We start from the raw sequence: 14,725 nt of genomic DNA on the forward strand, positions 1-14,725 counted from the left end.
CTAGTCAAATAATTGAGACAAGTCCAAGCCTCCAAAAGGATTGTTTGAAAGACTACTTTCTGTCTCTAACAATTCTCTAGCTTGATCCGACTCTAGGAAGGACTCGTAAACACGCGCTGTCATCCGTGCATCCTCTAAACTATTATGAGACTGACCTTGAAATCCAAGAAATGAAGCAACAGTTTGCAACTTGAGATTAGAAATACCGTGTAAATCCGAACTCCGACGTTCAAAAGCTTCATCATACAGATCTACCTTGTACTGCTGGCTGTAGTCTAAACCATGTTCTTCTAGAATAGGCAAATCACTTTTAGCAGCATTGTATCCTACCATCGGTAAAGAACCCACAAATTCTTGGAATTCTTTTATGACTTCCTCCACTGGAGGAGCATCTTTTAAGGTCTCAGCCGTAATCCCAGTCAAACCATTGATAAAGCTTTTTAGAGGTACATTGATATGAACATAGGAATCATAGGCATCGATTTCCTGTCCATCTCTAAAATGCACTGCCGATACTTGAATCAAGTGTGTTTGTCCTTCGTGCTGATTAAATTCTAAGTCAAAAGCAATGTACTCTTCTAATCGTTCCATTCTATACCTCTCTTCTACTATCTCTCTTCTTATTCTATTTGAGCAACTATACTATTTAGAAACAAAAGAAGCCATCAGGTTAGCATTTAACCTAAACAGCTCCTTGATTATCCTCCAAATAAACGAGCAAAAAAGCCTTTCTTAGTGGATTGGACTTCTTCTTTTGCTTGGTCCAGCTCTAGCTTGAGATTTTCTTGATCCTTCATGGCTTGAAGAGTCAATTGTTGCTGCTGATCTAGTTGTTTGTCTTTCTCAGCAATCTGACGGTCTTTGATGCGCATCTGCTCATCTTTTTCTGATAGCTGACGATCCTTGGCTTTTAATTGTTCATAAAGACGGAGAATTTCTGCATTCTTCTCATCAACTAGAATCTCCATCAGTTCACGTTGCTTGACATCTTCACTGACAGGCTCATCTTCAAAAATCGTTTTTTTATAGATTTCTTCTAGCTTAATCAAGCCGCTTCTAGTAACTACTGTTACCCCTTTGTCATTTTTATCTGTGTCTTCTTCTGGTAATTCTTTGACACGGTTATTGATTGCTTGGCGAGATAATCCTAAGACCTCTGCAATCTCACTGACGGTCATTTCAATACTCATAATATCCTCTGAAACGTTTTCTAGCTTTTCTTTACTTAAATCTTATCATAAGCTAGAAAAACTGTCAAATTTTCGCTTAATCTAAAGCCTTCAAAAAGGCTAATAAGACTTGGGCAGAGCGACGTCCAGCTTCGATAATAAACTCATCAAAAGAGATGTTTGCTTCATGGTTGGCATTATCACTCATAGCTCGGATGACTAAGACTGGAAGATTAAGGGCATGCGCTGCCTGAGCAATAGCTGCCCCCTCCATCTCAACAGCCAAAACATCTGGGAAATGGGACTTAATCGCTTCTATCTTATCATTTCCTGCAACAAAACTATCTCCTGTAGCAATCAATCCAAGATGCCATTTTTGGTCCAATCGAGATAAACTTTCTTGGATTTTAGCAACAAAAGTTTTATCTGATTCGAAATAAAGCGGTTGTTGCGCCATTTGTCCATAAGCATATCCAAAAGCTGTAACATCCACGTCATGATAGGCTAATTTGTCAGCAATCACAACATCTCCAACAGAAATACCCTCTGCTACTGCCCCAGCAGATCCTGTGTTAATCAAAGCATCCACTTGGAAATGATCAGCCAAAATCGCCACACTCATAGCAGACATGACTTTACCAATTCCACTCTCTACGAGAACGACTTCATGCGAAGCAATGGTTCCTGTATGATAGGTATTCCCCAAAACAATTTGCTCTTGGGCATTGTCTAAATGCTGGACCAGATAAGCCAGTTCTTCTGGCATAGCAGCTATAATTCCTATTTTCATTTCAATTCCTTTTCTATTACAAAAGTTTCATTGCTAAGACAAGCAAAATCAAGAGAAAGATGACTGCAAATAAGATTTTATTCAATTTAGAATTGAAGATATTTCTCTTGGTATTTTCAATGCGACGGCTTTTATGAATAGACGGTTCGACCTGAATCTTCAAGGTTTCCTGGCTAAAACCATGATCCTTTGGATTGGCATAACCAAAATAGGAAGAAGAGGTTGGTAAAATCTTGGTTTCCTCATCATCTAGTAAAGGAGGACCCGAAATTTTTTCGCCTCTATTAGCTCTTTCAATCATTTCATCCGTTAATAAAGGTTTACCCATACTAACCTCCTCTATTTTTTGTGCAATTCCCAATATTGAACAGCCATAATTGTCTTGGCATCACAAATATGACCTGATTGGATTAATTCCTTAGCTTCTTCTAGGCTCACTTCAAGGACTTCCAAGGTTTCATCCTCATCCTGCGGACGCGGATTTTCCACCTTTGTCAAATCGCTGGCTAGGTATAGTTTTAACTTCTCATTACAAAAGCCAATAGCTGAATAAAAATCGTACAAGAGTTCTAATTTCCCTGTATAGGATGTTTCTTCCTCCAGTTCACGCAGAGCTGCTGCAACAGGGTCAGTATTTTCTCCTACTTCCAGTTTTCCAGCTGGAATTTCGTAAGAGACAGCCTCGATAGCTTTGCGATACTGCTTGACCAAGATAAGTTTTTTCTCATCCGTTACTGCTAAAACACAGACAGCTCCGTTATGGAAAATCAAATCCCGTTGGGCAACTCCTTTGCCTTCTGGTAATTCAACCTGATCTTGAACCAGTTTAAATATTGGTCCTTGATAGATTTCTTTTCGGCTAAGCGTTTTTTCTTCAAATTCCATGATAGGCTCCTACTGATTCTTAGGATGATGAGGAAGGCGTGTTGCATATTCGTCTTTGTTGACCTGACGACCACGACCAATAGCAATAGCATCCGCTGGAACATCTTTAGTAATAGTTGAACCAGCTCCAACGAGGGAATTGTCACCAAGTTCTACTGGCGCAATAATGGTTGAATTTGAACCAACAAAAACATTGTTGCCAATAACTGTCTTGTATTTGTTTTTGCCGTCATAGTTGACTGTAATGGTTCCTGCACCAAAATTAACGTTGCTACCTACTTCACAGTTTCCGATATACGTCAAATGACCAGCCTTGGTATTCTCACCTATTGAAGAACCTTTCACCTCAACAAAGTTTCCAATATGAACTTGGGCAGCTAGGCTTGAACCTGGACGAATGTGGGCATAAGGACCGACTGTCACACCGTCTGCAACACTGCTTTCCTCAATCATAGAGTTGGTAATAACAGCTCCTGCTCCGATAGTGCTATCCACTACATACGTTCCATTTGTCAAAACAGTCTCAGCACCAATTTTCGTTTGCCCCTTCAAGATAACATTGGCTTCAATTTGAACTTCAGGAGCGATCTCGACATCAATATCGATATAAGTTGCTTCTGGATTGACAAAGCTAACACCATTGACCATGTGCTGATGATTGATGCGACGACGCATAACCGACTCAGCAGTCGCAAGAGCTACACGGTCATTTACACCAAGACTCTCATCAAAATCTTTCAAAGTATAAGCGCCAACTTTTTCACCAGCTTCACGGAAAATGCCAATGACATCTGTAATATAATATTCACCTTGAGCGTTATTGGTATTAATATTTTTCAAAGCCTCGAATAAACGCTCGTTGTCAAAGACGTATGTTCCAGTGTTGATTTCCTTGATTTGCTTTTCAAAATCTGTAGCATCCTTCTGCTCAACAATGCGAAGAACTTCAGCATTATCATTACGAACAATTCGTCCATAGCCGAAAGGAGTATCTGTTTCAGCAGTCAAGATAGTAGCCACATTTTTATGATTGATGTGGAAATCAATCAAGTTTTTCAAGCTTTCACCTGTGATTAAAGGAGTATCTCCTGCGATGACCAAGGTGTGACCTGATAAACCTTCTAAAATAGGCTCTGTCATCATAACTGCATGACCCGTTCCTAACTGTTCAGATTGAGTCACAAATTCTGTCTGTCCAGCCAAGACCTGCTCAACCAATTCTGCCTTGTGTCCGACAACTGTTACTGTCTTTTCAGGTTGGATAGCTCCCACACTACGGAAAACATGTTCCAACATGGAAATGCCCGCAACCTTGTGCAAAACTTTTGGCAAATCAGATTTCATGCGAGTCCCTTTACCCGCTGCTAAAATAATGGCATAATTTGACATAATCTTCTCTTTTCTCTAGAAATTCCCTTTTATTATACCATATTTCAAATCATTCCGCGCTCTTGAATGAAAAAATGCTCTAAAGTCCTTTCTTGACCCATTTTTTGAATATTTTTTTTGATTTTTTTTCATTTTTAAGGTAAAATTATGAGATATGAGAAAGAAAATTAATCCGCTTATTTTATTTGGTTTTTTTGGGATTATGATTTTCATTTTAATCCTGAATCGCCCTCGTTTTGAGGACCATCCTGTAAAAACAAAGTCAAATATCGCGCAAGTAGAAACACAAGCGCTACACAATATAGATAAACCGGTAATTGATGTTTCTGGTTGGCAGCGTCCTGAGGAAATTAATTACGATACTCTGTCCCAAAACATTTCTGGAGCTATTGTTCGCGTCCATAGTGGCGCTCAAACGTCCAAAGAGAACGATGCTGCCTTTGTTAATGGGGTAGATAAGGCCTTTAAAACCCATATCACGGAGTTTCAAAAACGAAATGTCCCAGTTGGTGTCTATGCTTATTTAGCTGGAAAAAATGTCCAAGAAATGGAAAAAGCCGCTGAAGTATTCTATAACGCATCTTCACCATACAGCCCTAGTTACTATTGGCTAGACGTGGAAGAAAAAACCATGTCTAATATGAACGAAGGTGTTGAAGCCTTTCGTGCAAAACTAGAATCGCTAGGTGCTAAAAATATCGGAATCTACATTGGTGTCTATTTCATGGAAGAACACAGTATTGACACTACAAAATTTTCTTCTATTTGGATTCCGTCCTATGGTTCTGACTCAGGATTCTACGAGGCAACTCCAAAAACTGATTTAGATTACGACATCCACCAGTAGACTTCTAAAGGAAAAATTGCTGGCTTTAATCACGATTTGGATATCAACGTCATCTCTTCCTTAAAAAACAAAGAAGAAACTTTTAGAAAACTCTTTTTAAAACCTTAAAAGCATTTGTTTATCATTTGCTTTTTCTTTTGTGTTTGATTGTGATACAATATAGTAAGGATTTTTTGAAATAGAAATAGTTGGAGGAAAAATATGCTCTCATGGTTAGCACGCCTTATTAAAGGGATTGTGATTGCTCTTGGTTTTATCCTACCGGGAATTTCCGGAGGAGTTCTAGCAGCAATCTTAGGGATTTATGAACGAATGATTGGCTTTCTGGCCCACCCCTTTAAAGACTTCAAAGAAAATGTTTTGTACTTTATTCCAGTTGCCATCGGTATGCTTCTGGGAATCGGCTTATTTTCTTATCCGATTGAATACCTGCTTGAAAATTATCAGGTCTTTGTCTTATGGAGCTTTGCAGGGGCCATCATTGGTACTGTTCCTAGCCTACTAAAAGAATCAACTCGAGAATCTGACCGAGACAAGATTGATTTAGCTTGGTTCTGGGCCACCTTTATCATTTCTGGACTAGGTCTCTATGCCTTAAATTTTGTCGTTGGAACCTTAAGCGCCAGCTTTCTTAATTTTGTTTTAGCAGGTGCACTACTGGCTCTTGGAGTATTGGTTCCTGGTCTCAGTCCATCAAATCTACTTTTGATTTTGGGACTCTATGCTCCTATGTTGACTGGTTTTAAAACCTTTGACCTCTTAGGAACCTTCTTCCCGATTGGAATCGGAGCAGGTGCAACTCTCATCATTTTTTCAAAATTGATGGATTATGCCTTAAATAACTACCACTCTCGCGTCTATCATTTCATCATCGGGATCGTCCTATCAAGTACCCTTTTGATCTTGATTCCAAATGCAGGAAACGCTGAAAGCATCCAATACACAGGCCTTTCACTTGTTGGGTATGTCATCATCGCCTTCTTCTTTGCCTTGGGAATCTGGCTTGGTATTTGGATGAGCCAATTGGAGGATAAGTATAAATAATGGCAAAAAAAGTTAAAATCAAAAAAACATTGGTGGAACAAATCCTGTCTAAAGCAGGTATCTCACATCAGGGAATTCAAATCAATGCTCTGGAAGGAGAACTTCCGCAAGGTTATGAACGAGATCAGATTTTCAAAACCTTGGCTCTTTTAGGAGATAAGACAGGACCGATTATCGGAATTGTTCCCATCACTCAACACTTGTCTGAAAAGAAACTAGCTAAAATTTCTGGCAATAAAAAAGTGAGCATGATTCCTCAAAAAGACTTGGAAAAAACAACAGGTTATATTCATGGAGCCAATAATCCTGTCGGCATTCGTCAGAAACACAATTACCCCATTTTTATCGATAAGATCGCCCTAGACTTGGATCAAATGATTGTCTCTGCTGGGGAAGTTGGTCACAGCATTATCGTCGCACCACAAGACTTGGCTAGCTTTGTAAAGGCTGACTTTGAAGATATCTTGGAGGACAGCAAGTAATGAAACTCTACTTTGTCCGCCACGGTCGTACAGTCTGGAATCAGGAAGGACGCTTTCAAGGTGCTAGTGGAGATTCTCCCCTACTTCCTGAATCCATTGACATCCTCAAAAAACTTGGCCAGTATCTCAAGGAGATTCCTTTTGAACAAATTTATTCAAGTGATTTACCTCGAGCAATCAAATCTGCTGAGATTATCCAAAGTCAACTCCAGACTCCCTGTCCTTTAGAAAGTGTTCCTAATCTTCGTGAATGGCAGCTGGGTAAGTTGGAAGGTTTGAAAATTGCAACCTTGGAAGCTATTTATCCGCAACAAATCAAAGCTTTCCGATCTAATCTTGCTAAATTTGACACTCAAATGTTCGGAGCTGAATCCCTTTATAGCACCACGCAACGAACCATCCAATTTATCAAATCACTCAAAGATAGTCCAGCTGAGCGTATTCTAATTGTCGGTCACGGCGCCAATCTTACTGCCAGTCTTCGTACTCTTCTAGGTTATAAAGAGCCACTTCTTCGTAAAGATGGCGGTCTAGCAAATGCCAGCCTAACAATTTTAGAAACCCATGATTTTGAAAAATTCACTCTTGATACGTGGAATGATACCTCTTATCAATAAAGAACTTGATTTTAGTGTCAAGTTCTTTTTAGTTTTTAAAGATTATCCGTGAATTTCTTGGATATTTATGATAAAATGGGAGTATCGCAAAAAATGACTCATCGTATTCAATTTTGAGTAAAACTAGGAGGATCCCATGTCAACAGAACATATGGAAGAACTAAATGACCAGCAGATCGTTCGCCGTGAAAAAATGGCTGCGCTCCGTGAACAAGGAATCGATCCTTTCGGAAAACGCTTTGAACGCACTGCAAATTCACAAGAATTAAAAGATAAATATGCTGATCTCGATAAAGAACAATTACATGATAAAAACGAAACAGCTACTATCGCAGGACGCTTGGTAACCAAACGTGGTAAAGGTAAAGTAGGTTTTGCCCACCTTCAAGACCGCGAAGGCCAGATTCAAATCTACGTTCGTAAAGATGCTGTCGGTGAAGAAAACTACGAAATCTTTAAAAAGGCTGACTTAGGAGACTTCCTTGGTGTCGAAGGCGAAGTGATGCGTACAGATATGGGAGAACTCTCTATCAAGGCTACACATATCACTCACTTGTCCAAAGCCCTTCGTCCGCTTCCAGAGAAATTCCACGGTTTAACAGACGTTGAAACTATTTACCGTAAACGTTACCTTGATTTGATTTCAAACCGTGAAAGCTTTGAACGCTTTGTTACTCGTTCAAAAATCATCTCTGAAATCCGTCGTTACCTTGATCAAAAAGGATTCCTTGAAGTGGAAACACCTGTTCTTCATAACGAAGCTGGTGGTGCTGCTGCTCGTCCGTTTATCACTCACCACAACGCTCAAAACATTGACATGGTGCTTCGTATCGCGACTGAGCTTCACTTAAAACGCCTTATCGTTGGTGGTATGGAGCGTGTCTATGAAATCGGCCGTATCTTCCGTAACGAAGGAATGGATGCTACTCATAACCCTGAGTTTACTTCTATCGAAGTTTACCAAGCTTATGCAGACTTCCAAGATATCATGGACTTGACTGAAGGTATTATCCAACACGCTGCTAAATCAGTTAAAGGCGATGGTCCAGTTAACTATCAAGGTACTGAAATCAAAATCAATGAACCATTTAAACGTGTTCATATGGTGGATGCTATCAAGGAAATTACAGGTGTCGATTTCTGGAAAGACATGACTTTTGAAGAAGCCAAAGCTATCGCTGCTGAGAAGAAAGTCCCTGTTGAAAAACACTACACTGAAGTTGGCCACATTATCAACGCCTTCTTTGAAGAGTTTGTTGAAGAAACTTTAATCCAACCAACCTTTGTCTATGGACATCCAGTAGCTGTATCTCCACTTGCTAAGAAAAATCCTGAAGATGAGCGCTTTACTGACCGTTTCGAACTCTTCATCATGACTAAGGAGTACGGTAATGCCTTTACTGAACTCAACGACCCAATCGATCAACTTAGCCGTTTTGAAGCCCAAGCTAAAGCCAAAGAGCTTGGTGACGATGAAGCGACAGGTATCGACTACGACTATATCGAAGCCCTTGAATACGGTATGCCACCAACAGGTGGTTTGGGTATCGGTATCGACCGTCTCTGCATGCTCCTCACTGATACAACCACTATCCGTGATGTATTGCTCTTCCCAACAATGAAATAATACTCTTCGAAAATCAAATTCAAACCACGTCAGCGTTGCCTTACCGTACTCAAGTACAGCCTGCGGCTAGCTTCCTAGTTTGCTCTTTGATTTTCATTTAGTATAAGCTCTTATCCTCTGGTACTTGCCAGAGGATTTTTTGATGCAAAAAGAGACTGAGTAAAAACTCAATCTCTACTTTTCACTTCTTTGGTTGCTACATCTTCTCCAAACCATTTTTCGCTGATTTCTTGGAACTTACCTTCTTTATAAAGTTGAACAAGAGCTTGGTTTAAAGCTTGGAATAATTTTTTATCTGCAGGTCTTACACCGACAGCAAAAGATTCACTTTCAAATCCAGCTGAAAAGACATTATAGTCATTTAATATCCCCTCAGACTGAAGATAGTAATTAGCATACACTCGGTCAATCAACAAGGCATCAATCCGATCATTTTTCAAATCAATCAAGGCTTCATTGAAACTCTGGTATTGATTGGCATTCTGGTCTTTAACACGATTTTTCAGTAAATCTGGCCGGGCCTCAAAGTCAAGATAACCAGAGGACCCAGCTTGGGCACCCAAGGTCTTATCCTTCATATCCTCTACTGAATGAATCTGCTGGCTTTTTTTCGTAACCAAAACTTGCTGATTTTCCATATATGGAATGCTAAAGGCAACCTTCTCTCGGCGTTCATCAGTGGCAGAATAGCCATTCCAGATGGCATCTATGGTTCCATTTTGCAGTTCTGTCTCCTTCATATCCCAGTCGATTGGCTGAAATTGAACCTTGAAACCTAATTTTTCAGAAACTGCTTGTGCTAAGTCAATATCAAAGCCTGTATATTGGCCATTCTTTTCTTCAAAACCCATGGGTACAAAGGTATTGTCAAAACCAATAGTAATGGTTCCCTGCTCTTGATACTTATCCCAGTTATCCTGCTTTGGATCACTAACCTTCTGAGTACAGGCCGTTAAAAAGAGAATCAGGAGAGAAACTAATACTAAAGCAATTTTCTTATTAGTCATCGGCACCTCCTACTTGGGCTCAACCTTAAGAATCTGATCTGCGATATTTTCAGCGAATTGTAAATCGTGGGTAACCACAATCTGCGTCATCCCAAGTTCCCTATTTTGCAAGATCAGTTTTTCCACTTCCAAGCGCAATTCTGGATCTAGAGCAGAAGTTGGTTCATCGTAGCCAATGATTTCTGGGTCAATCATCATAGCACGCGCCAAGGCCACCCGCTGCTTTTGCCCACCAGATAATGAGAAAGGATAGGCATCTGTGTGCCCTGCTAGTCCTAACTGTTCCAAAAGCCCTCGCGCCTTCTGCTCAGCCTCATCCTGCTTCATTCCCATGTTTTTCACAGAAGATAAGGTCAAATTGTCTAGAACTGATAAATGAGGGAAAAGTTGAAAATCTTGGAATACAAATCCTAGTAGATTTCGTTTCTCCAGTTCATCCAATTCTAAAGGTTCTCCATTATAAAAAATTTGACCTGAATCAATGGTTTCAAGACCCGCAAGCATACGTAAGAGAGTTGTCTTACCTCCACCAGAAGGCCCAACGATAGCCAGGATTTGCTTTTCAGGAATTTTTAGACTGAAATTAGATAAAATTTGCTTTTCACCAAAGACTTTATTGATATTTCGTAATTCTAACATGGCATCCTCCTATCTATAGTAACTGTACTTCTTCTCAACTTTTTTGGCAAGAATGGTCACAATACCAATCAAAATCAAGTAAATGGCTCCTGCCAAGAACATTGGAACCAGACTAGCATCACGATTTGCAGCTGTTCGACTAGCCAAGATAAGATCTGAAATGCCTAGAGCATAAACCAGAGAAGTATCCTTGACTAGACTCATAACCTCATTAAATACACTTGGAAGAACAATCTTGGTCACCTGAGGCAAGATAATATAGCGAACTGTGGCAAAGGGACTGAACTTCAAGACCTTAGCAGCCTCATATTGACCTTTAGGGATAGTATCAATCCCACCACGGAAGATTTCAGCAAAGTAAGCCGCATAATTGAGAACAAAGGCAATGATGGCCGCAGGAAGACGGTCCAAACGAATCCCAATACTTGGCAGCACATAATAGATAAAGATTAATTGCAAGAGCAAGGGTGTGCCTCGCATAATCCAGATATAAATATTAATCAGATAATGGAGGGGATTCCAGTGGACTTGCAAGGCAAAGGCAATCAAAACGCCCAAGGGAATAGAAAAAATAAAGACCAGTGCAAACACCTGTAAAGTCATGCTTGCACCGCTCAATAAACTCGGTAATATCTCAAACAAATAAGACATGCTGCACCTCCTAAAAATAATTGTTCCTATTATAGCATAAATAAACTAAATAACCAACCATTATTGTAAAAAAATTCTTTTTTAACAGAAAAAGTGTAGTTTTTTGAATCTAGAATAAAACAACACAACTTCTAAAGCCTTGTTAGAGATTTGATTTGAATTCCCTAATCAATTTGTTCATATTCTATTTCAATACACTATAATTTATAAGTAAAAAAAGGACAAATTTTGCCCTTTCTCGATCTTAGATTCTATTTTTTACAGTTAACTTGACTGATAATTGGAGTTTTATCTTACGTATTTAAGATGGATTGTCTTTTTTAGTTCGTGCCAATCTCAAAGAACGATTTGGATTGAGACGATTAAATAGTTCTTCCAATTTCTTTTCATTCCAAACGTCTGCGGCGGAAACAAAATTGCCATCCACATCTCGGAAAGATATCGGTTTATCTCCCATACTAGTCTCCTAGTCTACAAATTCAAACTCAAATTTGCCAATGCGGACCAAGTCCCCATCCTTAGCACCACGCGTACGAAGGGCTTCATCAACCCCCATACCACGAAGCTGACGGGCAAATTTCATGACTGATTCGTCACGATCAAAGTTGGTCATATTAAAGAGTTTCATTAGTTTTTCACCAGAAAGTACCCATGTCGCATCGTCATCACGGCTAATTTCAAAGGCTTTCTCTTCCTCGTCAAATCCATAGTAAGCTTCTTCTTCCATATCGGACTCGTCGTAGAGCAAGAATTCTGGTGTTTTGTCTAACAATTCAGCTGTAGCATCCAATAGCGTTGCCAGACCTTGCTTAGTCAAACCAGAAATTGGGAAGATTGCTGGTAACTCTTCAAATTCATCATAGTTTGTAGCTAATTTCTTCTTGAATTCTACAAGATTTTCCTGACTCTCAGGCATATCCATCTTATTAGCTACAATAATCTGTGGACGCTCCATGAGACGAAGATTATATGACTCCAACTCCTTGTTAATGGCCAGATAATCCTCATAAGGATCACGACCTTCGCTAGCTGACATATCAATGATGTGAAGGATGACACGTGTACGCTCAATATGACGGAGGAACTGAGTTCCCAAACCAACACCTTGACTAGCACCTTCAATCAATCCTGGTAGATCAGCTACTGCAAAAGATTCACCCGATTGGGTACGAACCATTCCTAAATTTGGCACAATAGTGGTAAAGTGGTAGGCACCAATTTTAGGTTTAGCAGATGTGATAACACTTAAAAGTGTTGATTTCCCTACAGATGGGAATCCAACTAAACCAACATCTGCTAAGATTTTTAGTTCCAATTGTAACTCACGTTCCTGACCTGGTTCTCCATTTTCAGAGATTTCCGGTGCAGGATTTTTTGGAGTCGCAAAGCGAATATTTCCACGTCCACCACGACCACCGTGAGCTACAATAAATTCTTGACCGTGTTCAATCAAATCTGTCAAGACCTTGCCTGTCTCCGCATCACGAACAGTCGTACCTTGTGGTACTCGAACTCTGAGGTCTTCTGCACCACGACCATGCATTCCTTTGGTCATTCCTTTTTCACCAGAATCAGCCTTAAAATGACGATTGTAGCGGAAATCCATGAGGGTACGTAGACCTTCATCTACAACGAAGACGACATTGCCTCCACGACCACCATCACCGCCCCAAGGACCGCCATTAGGGACATATTTTTCACGGCGAAAGGCAACCATACCATCGCCACCATTACCAGCCTTGACCTTAATCTTAGCTGTATCTAAAAACATACTCATTTTTTCTTCTCACTTTAAAAAAGGGCTGGGAAATCCCAGTCACTAAATTTTCTTGAATCTATTTTATAGATTACTGAGGGCACCAATTGCAGTTGCAAAAATTCCCAATAAACTTGCTACTAGCATGATAAGTACGATAAACAAGGTTATTTTCTCAAACATAGTTTTTTTACGATTTCCATTATCTCCAAATGCCATTTTTCTCTCCTTCGTTACATTCTATTTTCTATTATCTTAGCATGAATTTAGCTAGTTTTCAATAGTCACTTGCTTCTGGCGCAATAATCCATAAAATGATATAAGCTACAACTCCTGCTCCATAACCAAAAGCAAGAACACCCCATATTACGCGAACAATAGTAGGATCCATATCAAAATAATGGGTTACCCCAGCACAAACACCAGCAATCTTTTTATCACGACCGCTTCTCATTAATTGTTTTTTCATTCTGTTCCTCTTTCTATTCTTCATGGTCTTTCCAATAATCTCTTATGCTGATCAACTGTGTTTTTGAAGCCTTCAGCATTCGTCTAGAGCCTTTTACGGGCACAGCAACCACCTGCTGTGGAAGATACAAAACTGTCTTAAAGATACGCTGACTAACAGTATCATCTTTAGCTAAATCTTTCTCGAAATTATTTGAAATAATAGCATCCAGATAAAACTCATGTACTCGTTTCCCAAAGTTCTCAGCTGAAATCTCATACAATTTCTCTGATAAAGTATGCTCATTCATGTCTGGTGTTGCAATCAGGGCTTCCAAAATAGCACCAGCCAAATCATGTTCTCCATAGTACAAGGTTCCAAACATTTTATCACTGATAAGATTGTCCAGATAAGGATTTCCATGTGCAATGACAGGTGTCCCACTAGCCAAACTTTCCAAGTAGGTCAAGCCTTGGGTTTCACTTGTCGATGCCGAGATGAAGAAATCCGCCGCCTTATAATAAAGAGCTGTCTCACTAGGAGCAATCATCCCTGTAAAGATGACCGAGTCTTGAATCTCTAGTTTCTGGGCTTGCTCTTTAAGATCATCCAGATAAGGCCCATCCCCAGCTATCACCAGTTTCACCTTGTCTTCCTCTCTCAGAACTTCTGCAAAGGCTGCTAATACTGCTTGAATATTTTTTTCATAGGAAATTCTGGAAAGGCTAAGCAACATCTTTTCATCATCTTGAATCCCTAGTTTACTACGCAGTTCTGTCAAATTTTCCTGCTTGATTTCCGGACGATCAAACTTAGCTAATTCAATTCCAGTTGGAATGACCCGCTTTTCAACCTTGACCTTATAGTCAGATAGCAAGTCACGGACAATCTCACTCGGGCAAATAACCCCATCCACATCATGCAAGAAACCTCTAACCAGATACTTGACCATACTAGGACGAATCAACATCCCCTTGGCAATATAATGGACATAGTCTTCATACTGGGTGTGATAGGTATGAATGACGGGAATTTCCAATTCACGCGCAATCCAAATCCCCAACAAGCCAAGAGAAAATTCTGTCTGAGTATGGATAACATCCAGTTGATACTGTTTGGCAATTTCAAGCGCCTTGCTAAATCCTCGGTAGGCAAAGCGGCGATCCTTAAAAGCAAAGAAGGGAACACTTGGAATACGGATAATTTGCCAATCTTCATAGCGATTGACATCCTTATCCGTCGTCGTAAAGATAAAAACAATATGTCCCTGCTTTTCAAGTTCTGTTTTCAGAGTTCGAATACTGGTCGCAACACCAGAAACCTGAGGAAAATAGGTATCTGTAAATAAACCAATTCGCATAGATTACCTCACTT

At 39.9% G+C, this 14,725-nt stretch carries 18 protein-coding genes and 1 pseudogene; 5 read left to right on the plus strand and 14 right to left on the minus strand.

The features are described 5' to 3' along the window. The 6 genes from FJR77_RS01745 to glmU all read right to left on the minus strand — a co-directional run bounded on the left by FJR77_RS01745 (position 1) and on the right by glmU (position 4,233). On the minus strand, positions 1-591 hold the full coding sequence (locus FJR77_RS01745; RefSeq protein ID WP_061759826.1) for a 3'-5' exonuclease: 591 nt from the start codon (positions 589-591) through the stop codon (positions 1-3). Between the two features lie 107 nt (positions 592-698). Continuing rightward, the gene (gene rocS, locus FJR77_RS01750; RefSeq protein WP_000021242.1) at positions 699-1,190 is read right to left on the minus strand and encodes a chromosome segregation protein RocS; all 492 of its coding nucleotides are present in this window, start codon (positions 1,188-1,190) and stop codon (positions 699-701) included. A gap of 76 nt (positions 1,191-1,266) precedes the next feature. Then, on the minus strand, positions 1,267-1,959 hold the full coding sequence (locus FJR77_RS01755; RefSeq protein ID WP_061759825.1) for a 5'-methylthioadenosine/adenosylhomocysteine nucleosidase: 693 nt from the start codon (positions 1,957-1,959) through the stop codon (positions 1,267-1,269). A 16-nt stretch (positions 1,960-1,975) separates the two neighbouring features. Beyond that, a complete protein-coding gene (gene macP / locus FJR77_RS01760) occupies positions 1,976-2,287 on the minus strand; it encodes a cell wall synthase accessory phosphoprotein MacP (RefSeq protein ID WP_061759824.1) in 312 nt (103 codons plus the stop codon). Between the two features lie 11 nt (positions 2,288-2,298). Beyond that, positions 2,299-2,844 carry an NUDIX hydrolase gene (locus FJR77_RS01765; RefSeq protein ID WP_061759823.1) on the minus strand — a complete coding sequence of 182 codons (546 nt, stop codon included), beginning with the start codon at positions 2,842-2,844 and terminating at the stop codon, positions 2,299-2,301. 9 nt (positions 2,845-2,853) lie between these two features. Beyond that, positions 2,854-4,233 carry a bifunctional UDP-N-acetylglucosamine diphosphorylase/glucosamine-1-phosphate N-acetyltransferase GlmU gene (gene glmU / locus FJR77_RS01770; protein ID WP_140834508.1) on the minus strand — a complete coding sequence of 460 codons (1,380 nt, stop codon included), beginning with the start codon at positions 4,231-4,233 and terminating at the stop codon, positions 2,854-2,856. 154 nt (positions 4,234-4,387) lie between these two features. On the opposite strand from glmU, the pseudogene FJR77_RS01775 reads away from it, so the two are divergent. From FJR77_RS01775 to lysS, 5 genes and pseudogenes are all read left to right on the plus strand, one after another. Then, positions 4,388-5,188: pseudogene (locus tag FJR77_RS01775) on the plus strand (glycoside hydrolase family 25 protein). A 93-nt stretch (positions 5,189-5,281) separates the two neighbouring features. Then, positions 5,282-6,124, plus strand: a complete 843-nt coding sequence (locus FJR77_RS01780; RefSeq protein ID WP_023937375.1) for a DUF368 domain-containing protein — start codon at positions 5,282-5,284, stop codon at positions 6,122-6,124. After that, entirely contained in the window at positions 6,124-6,606 is a 483-nt protein-coding gene (locus FJR77_RS01785; protein ID WP_140834504.1) for an aminoacyl-tRNA deacylase, read from the plus strand. Before FJR77_RS01780 ends, FJR77_RS01785 begins: the two co-directional genes overlap by 1 nt. Next, entirely contained in the window at positions 6,606-7,223 is a 618-nt protein-coding gene (locus FJR77_RS01790; RefSeq protein WP_140834501.1) for a histidine phosphatase family protein, read from the plus strand. The genes FJR77_RS01785 and FJR77_RS01790 overlap by 1 nt, the downstream gene beginning before the upstream one ends. 136 nt (positions 7,224-7,359) lie before the next feature. After that, complete coding sequence (gene lysS, locus FJR77_RS01795; protein WP_000102449.1) at positions 7,360-8,850, plus strand: lysine--tRNA ligase; 1,491 nt, start codon at positions 7,360-7,362, stop codon at positions 8,848-8,850. A 167-nt stretch (positions 8,851-9,017) separates the two neighbouring features. Here the strand turns inward: lysS and FJR77_RS01805 are convergent, their stop codons facing one another. The 8 genes from FJR77_RS01805 to FJR77_RS01840 form a co-directional block, all read right to left on the minus strand. Further along, positions 9,018-9,857: an amino acid ABC transporter substrate-binding protein gene (locus FJR77_RS01805; protein ID WP_140834499.1), complete on the minus strand. Its 840-nt coding sequence runs from the start codon at positions 9,855-9,857 to the stop codon at positions 9,018-9,020. Positions 9,858-9,866: 9 nt separating this feature from the next. Then, a complete protein-coding gene (locus FJR77_RS01810) occupies positions 9,867-10,496 on the minus strand; it encodes an amino acid ABC transporter ATP-binding protein (protein ID WP_140834497.1) in 630 nt (209 codons plus the stop codon). 9 nt (positions 10,497-10,505) lie between these two features. Then, a complete protein-coding gene (locus FJR77_RS01815; protein ID WP_140834495.1) occupies positions 10,506-11,147 on the minus strand; it encodes an amino acid ABC transporter permease in 642 nt (213 codons plus the stop codon). 301 nt (positions 11,148-11,448) lie between these two features. Further along, complete coding sequence (locus tag FJR77_RS01820; RefSeq protein WP_140834493.1) at positions 11,449-11,604, minus strand: hypothetical protein; 156 nt, start codon at positions 11,602-11,604, stop codon at positions 11,449-11,451. Positions 11,605-11,613: 9 nt separating this feature from the next. After that, on the minus strand, positions 11,614-12,924 hold the full coding sequence (gene obgE, locus FJR77_RS01825; protein WP_125451266.1) for a GTPase ObgE: 1,311 nt from the start codon (positions 12,922-12,924) through the stop codon (positions 11,614-11,616). A 63-nt stretch (positions 12,925-12,987) separates the two neighbouring features. After that, positions 12,988-13,122 (minus strand): DUF4044 domain-containing protein, encoded by a 135-nt coding sequence (locus FJR77_RS01830; protein ID WP_000863862.1) that lies wholly within the window; start codon positions 13,120-13,122, stop codon positions 12,988-12,990. Between the two features lie 58 nt (positions 13,123-13,180). Continuing rightward, positions 13,181-13,357 (minus strand): PspC domain-containing protein, encoded by a 177-nt coding sequence (locus FJR77_RS01835; RefSeq protein WP_140834529.1) that lies wholly within the window; start codon positions 13,355-13,357, stop codon positions 13,181-13,183. A gap of 28 nt (positions 13,358-13,385) precedes the next feature. After that, positions 13,386-14,711, minus strand: coding sequence for a glycosyltransferase family 4 protein (locus tag FJR77_RS01840; RefSeq protein ID WP_140834491.1), 1,326 nt, complete (start codon positions 14,709-14,711; stop codon positions 13,386-13,388). Between the last annotated feature and the right edge of the window lie 14 nt (positions 14,712-14,725).

This window comes from Streptococcus shenyangsis, from assembly GCF_006385785.1.
Lineage (GTDB): Bacteria > Bacillota > Bacilli > Lactobacillales > Streptococcaceae > Streptococcus > Streptococcus shenyangsis.

Coding starts and splice junctions, on each gene's coding strand:
- FJR77_RS01745 (WP_061759826.1), bottom strand. CDS start 591: ATGGAACGATTAGAAGAGTACATTGCTTTTGACTTAGAATTTAATCAG.
- rocS (WP_000021242.1), bottom strand. CDS start 1,190: ATGAGTATTGAAATGACCGTCAGTGAGATTGCAGAGGTCTTAGGATTA.
- FJR77_RS01755 (WP_061759825.1), bottom strand. CDS start 1,959: ATGAAAATAGGAATTATAGCTGCTATGCCAGAAGAACTGGCTTATCTG.
- macP (WP_061759824.1), bottom strand. CDS start 2,287: ATGGGTAAACCTTTATTAACGGATGAAATGATTGAAAGAGCTAATAGA.
- FJR77_RS01765 (WP_061759823.1), bottom strand. CDS start 2,844: ATGGAATTTGAAGAAAAAACGCTTAGCCGAAAAGAAATCTATCAAGGA.
- glmU (WP_140834508.1), bottom strand. CDS start 4,233: ATGTCAAATTATGCCATTATTTTAGCAGCGGGTAAAGGGACTCGCATG.
- FJR77_RS01780 (WP_023937375.1), top strand. CDS start 5,282: ATGCTCTCATGGTTAGCACGCCTTATTAAAGGGATTGTGATTGCTCTT.
- FJR77_RS01785 (WP_140834504.1), top strand. CDS start 6,124: ATGGCAAAAAAAGTTAAAATCAAAAAAACATTGGTGGAACAAATCCTG.
- FJR77_RS01790 (WP_140834501.1), top strand. CDS start 6,606: ATGAAACTCTACTTTGTCCGCCACGGTCGTACAGTCTGGAATCAGGAA.
- lysS (WP_000102449.1), top strand. CDS start 7,360: ATGTCAACAGAACATATGGAAGAACTAAATGACCAGCAGATCGTTCGC.
- FJR77_RS01805 (WP_140834499.1), bottom strand. CDS start 9,857: ATGACTAATAAGAAAATTGCTTTAGTATTAGTTTCTCTCCTGATTCTC.
- FJR77_RS01810 (WP_140834497.1), bottom strand. CDS start 10,496: ATGTTAGAATTACGAAATATCAATAAAGTCTTTGGTGAAAAGCAAATT.
- FJR77_RS01815 (WP_140834495.1), bottom strand. CDS start 11,147: ATGTCTTATTTGTTTGAGATATTACCGAGTTTATTGAGCGGTGCAAGC.
- FJR77_RS01820 (WP_140834493.1), bottom strand. CDS start 11,604: ATGGGAGATAAACCGATATCTTTCCGAGATGTGGATGGCAATTTTGTT.
- obgE (WP_125451266.1), bottom strand. CDS start 12,924: ATGAGTATGTTTTTAGATACAGCTAAGATTAAGGTCAAGGCTGGTAAT.
- FJR77_RS01830 (WP_000863862.1), bottom strand. CDS start 13,122: ATGGCATTTGGAGATAATGGAAATCGTAAAAAAACTATGTTTGAGAAA.
- FJR77_RS01835 (WP_140834529.1), bottom strand. CDS start 13,357: ATGAGAAGCGGTCGTGATAAAAAGATTGCTGGTGTTTGTGCTGGGGTA.
- FJR77_RS01840 (WP_140834491.1), bottom strand. CDS start 14,711: ATGCGAATTGGTTTATTTACAGATACCTATTTTCCTCAGGTTTCTGGT.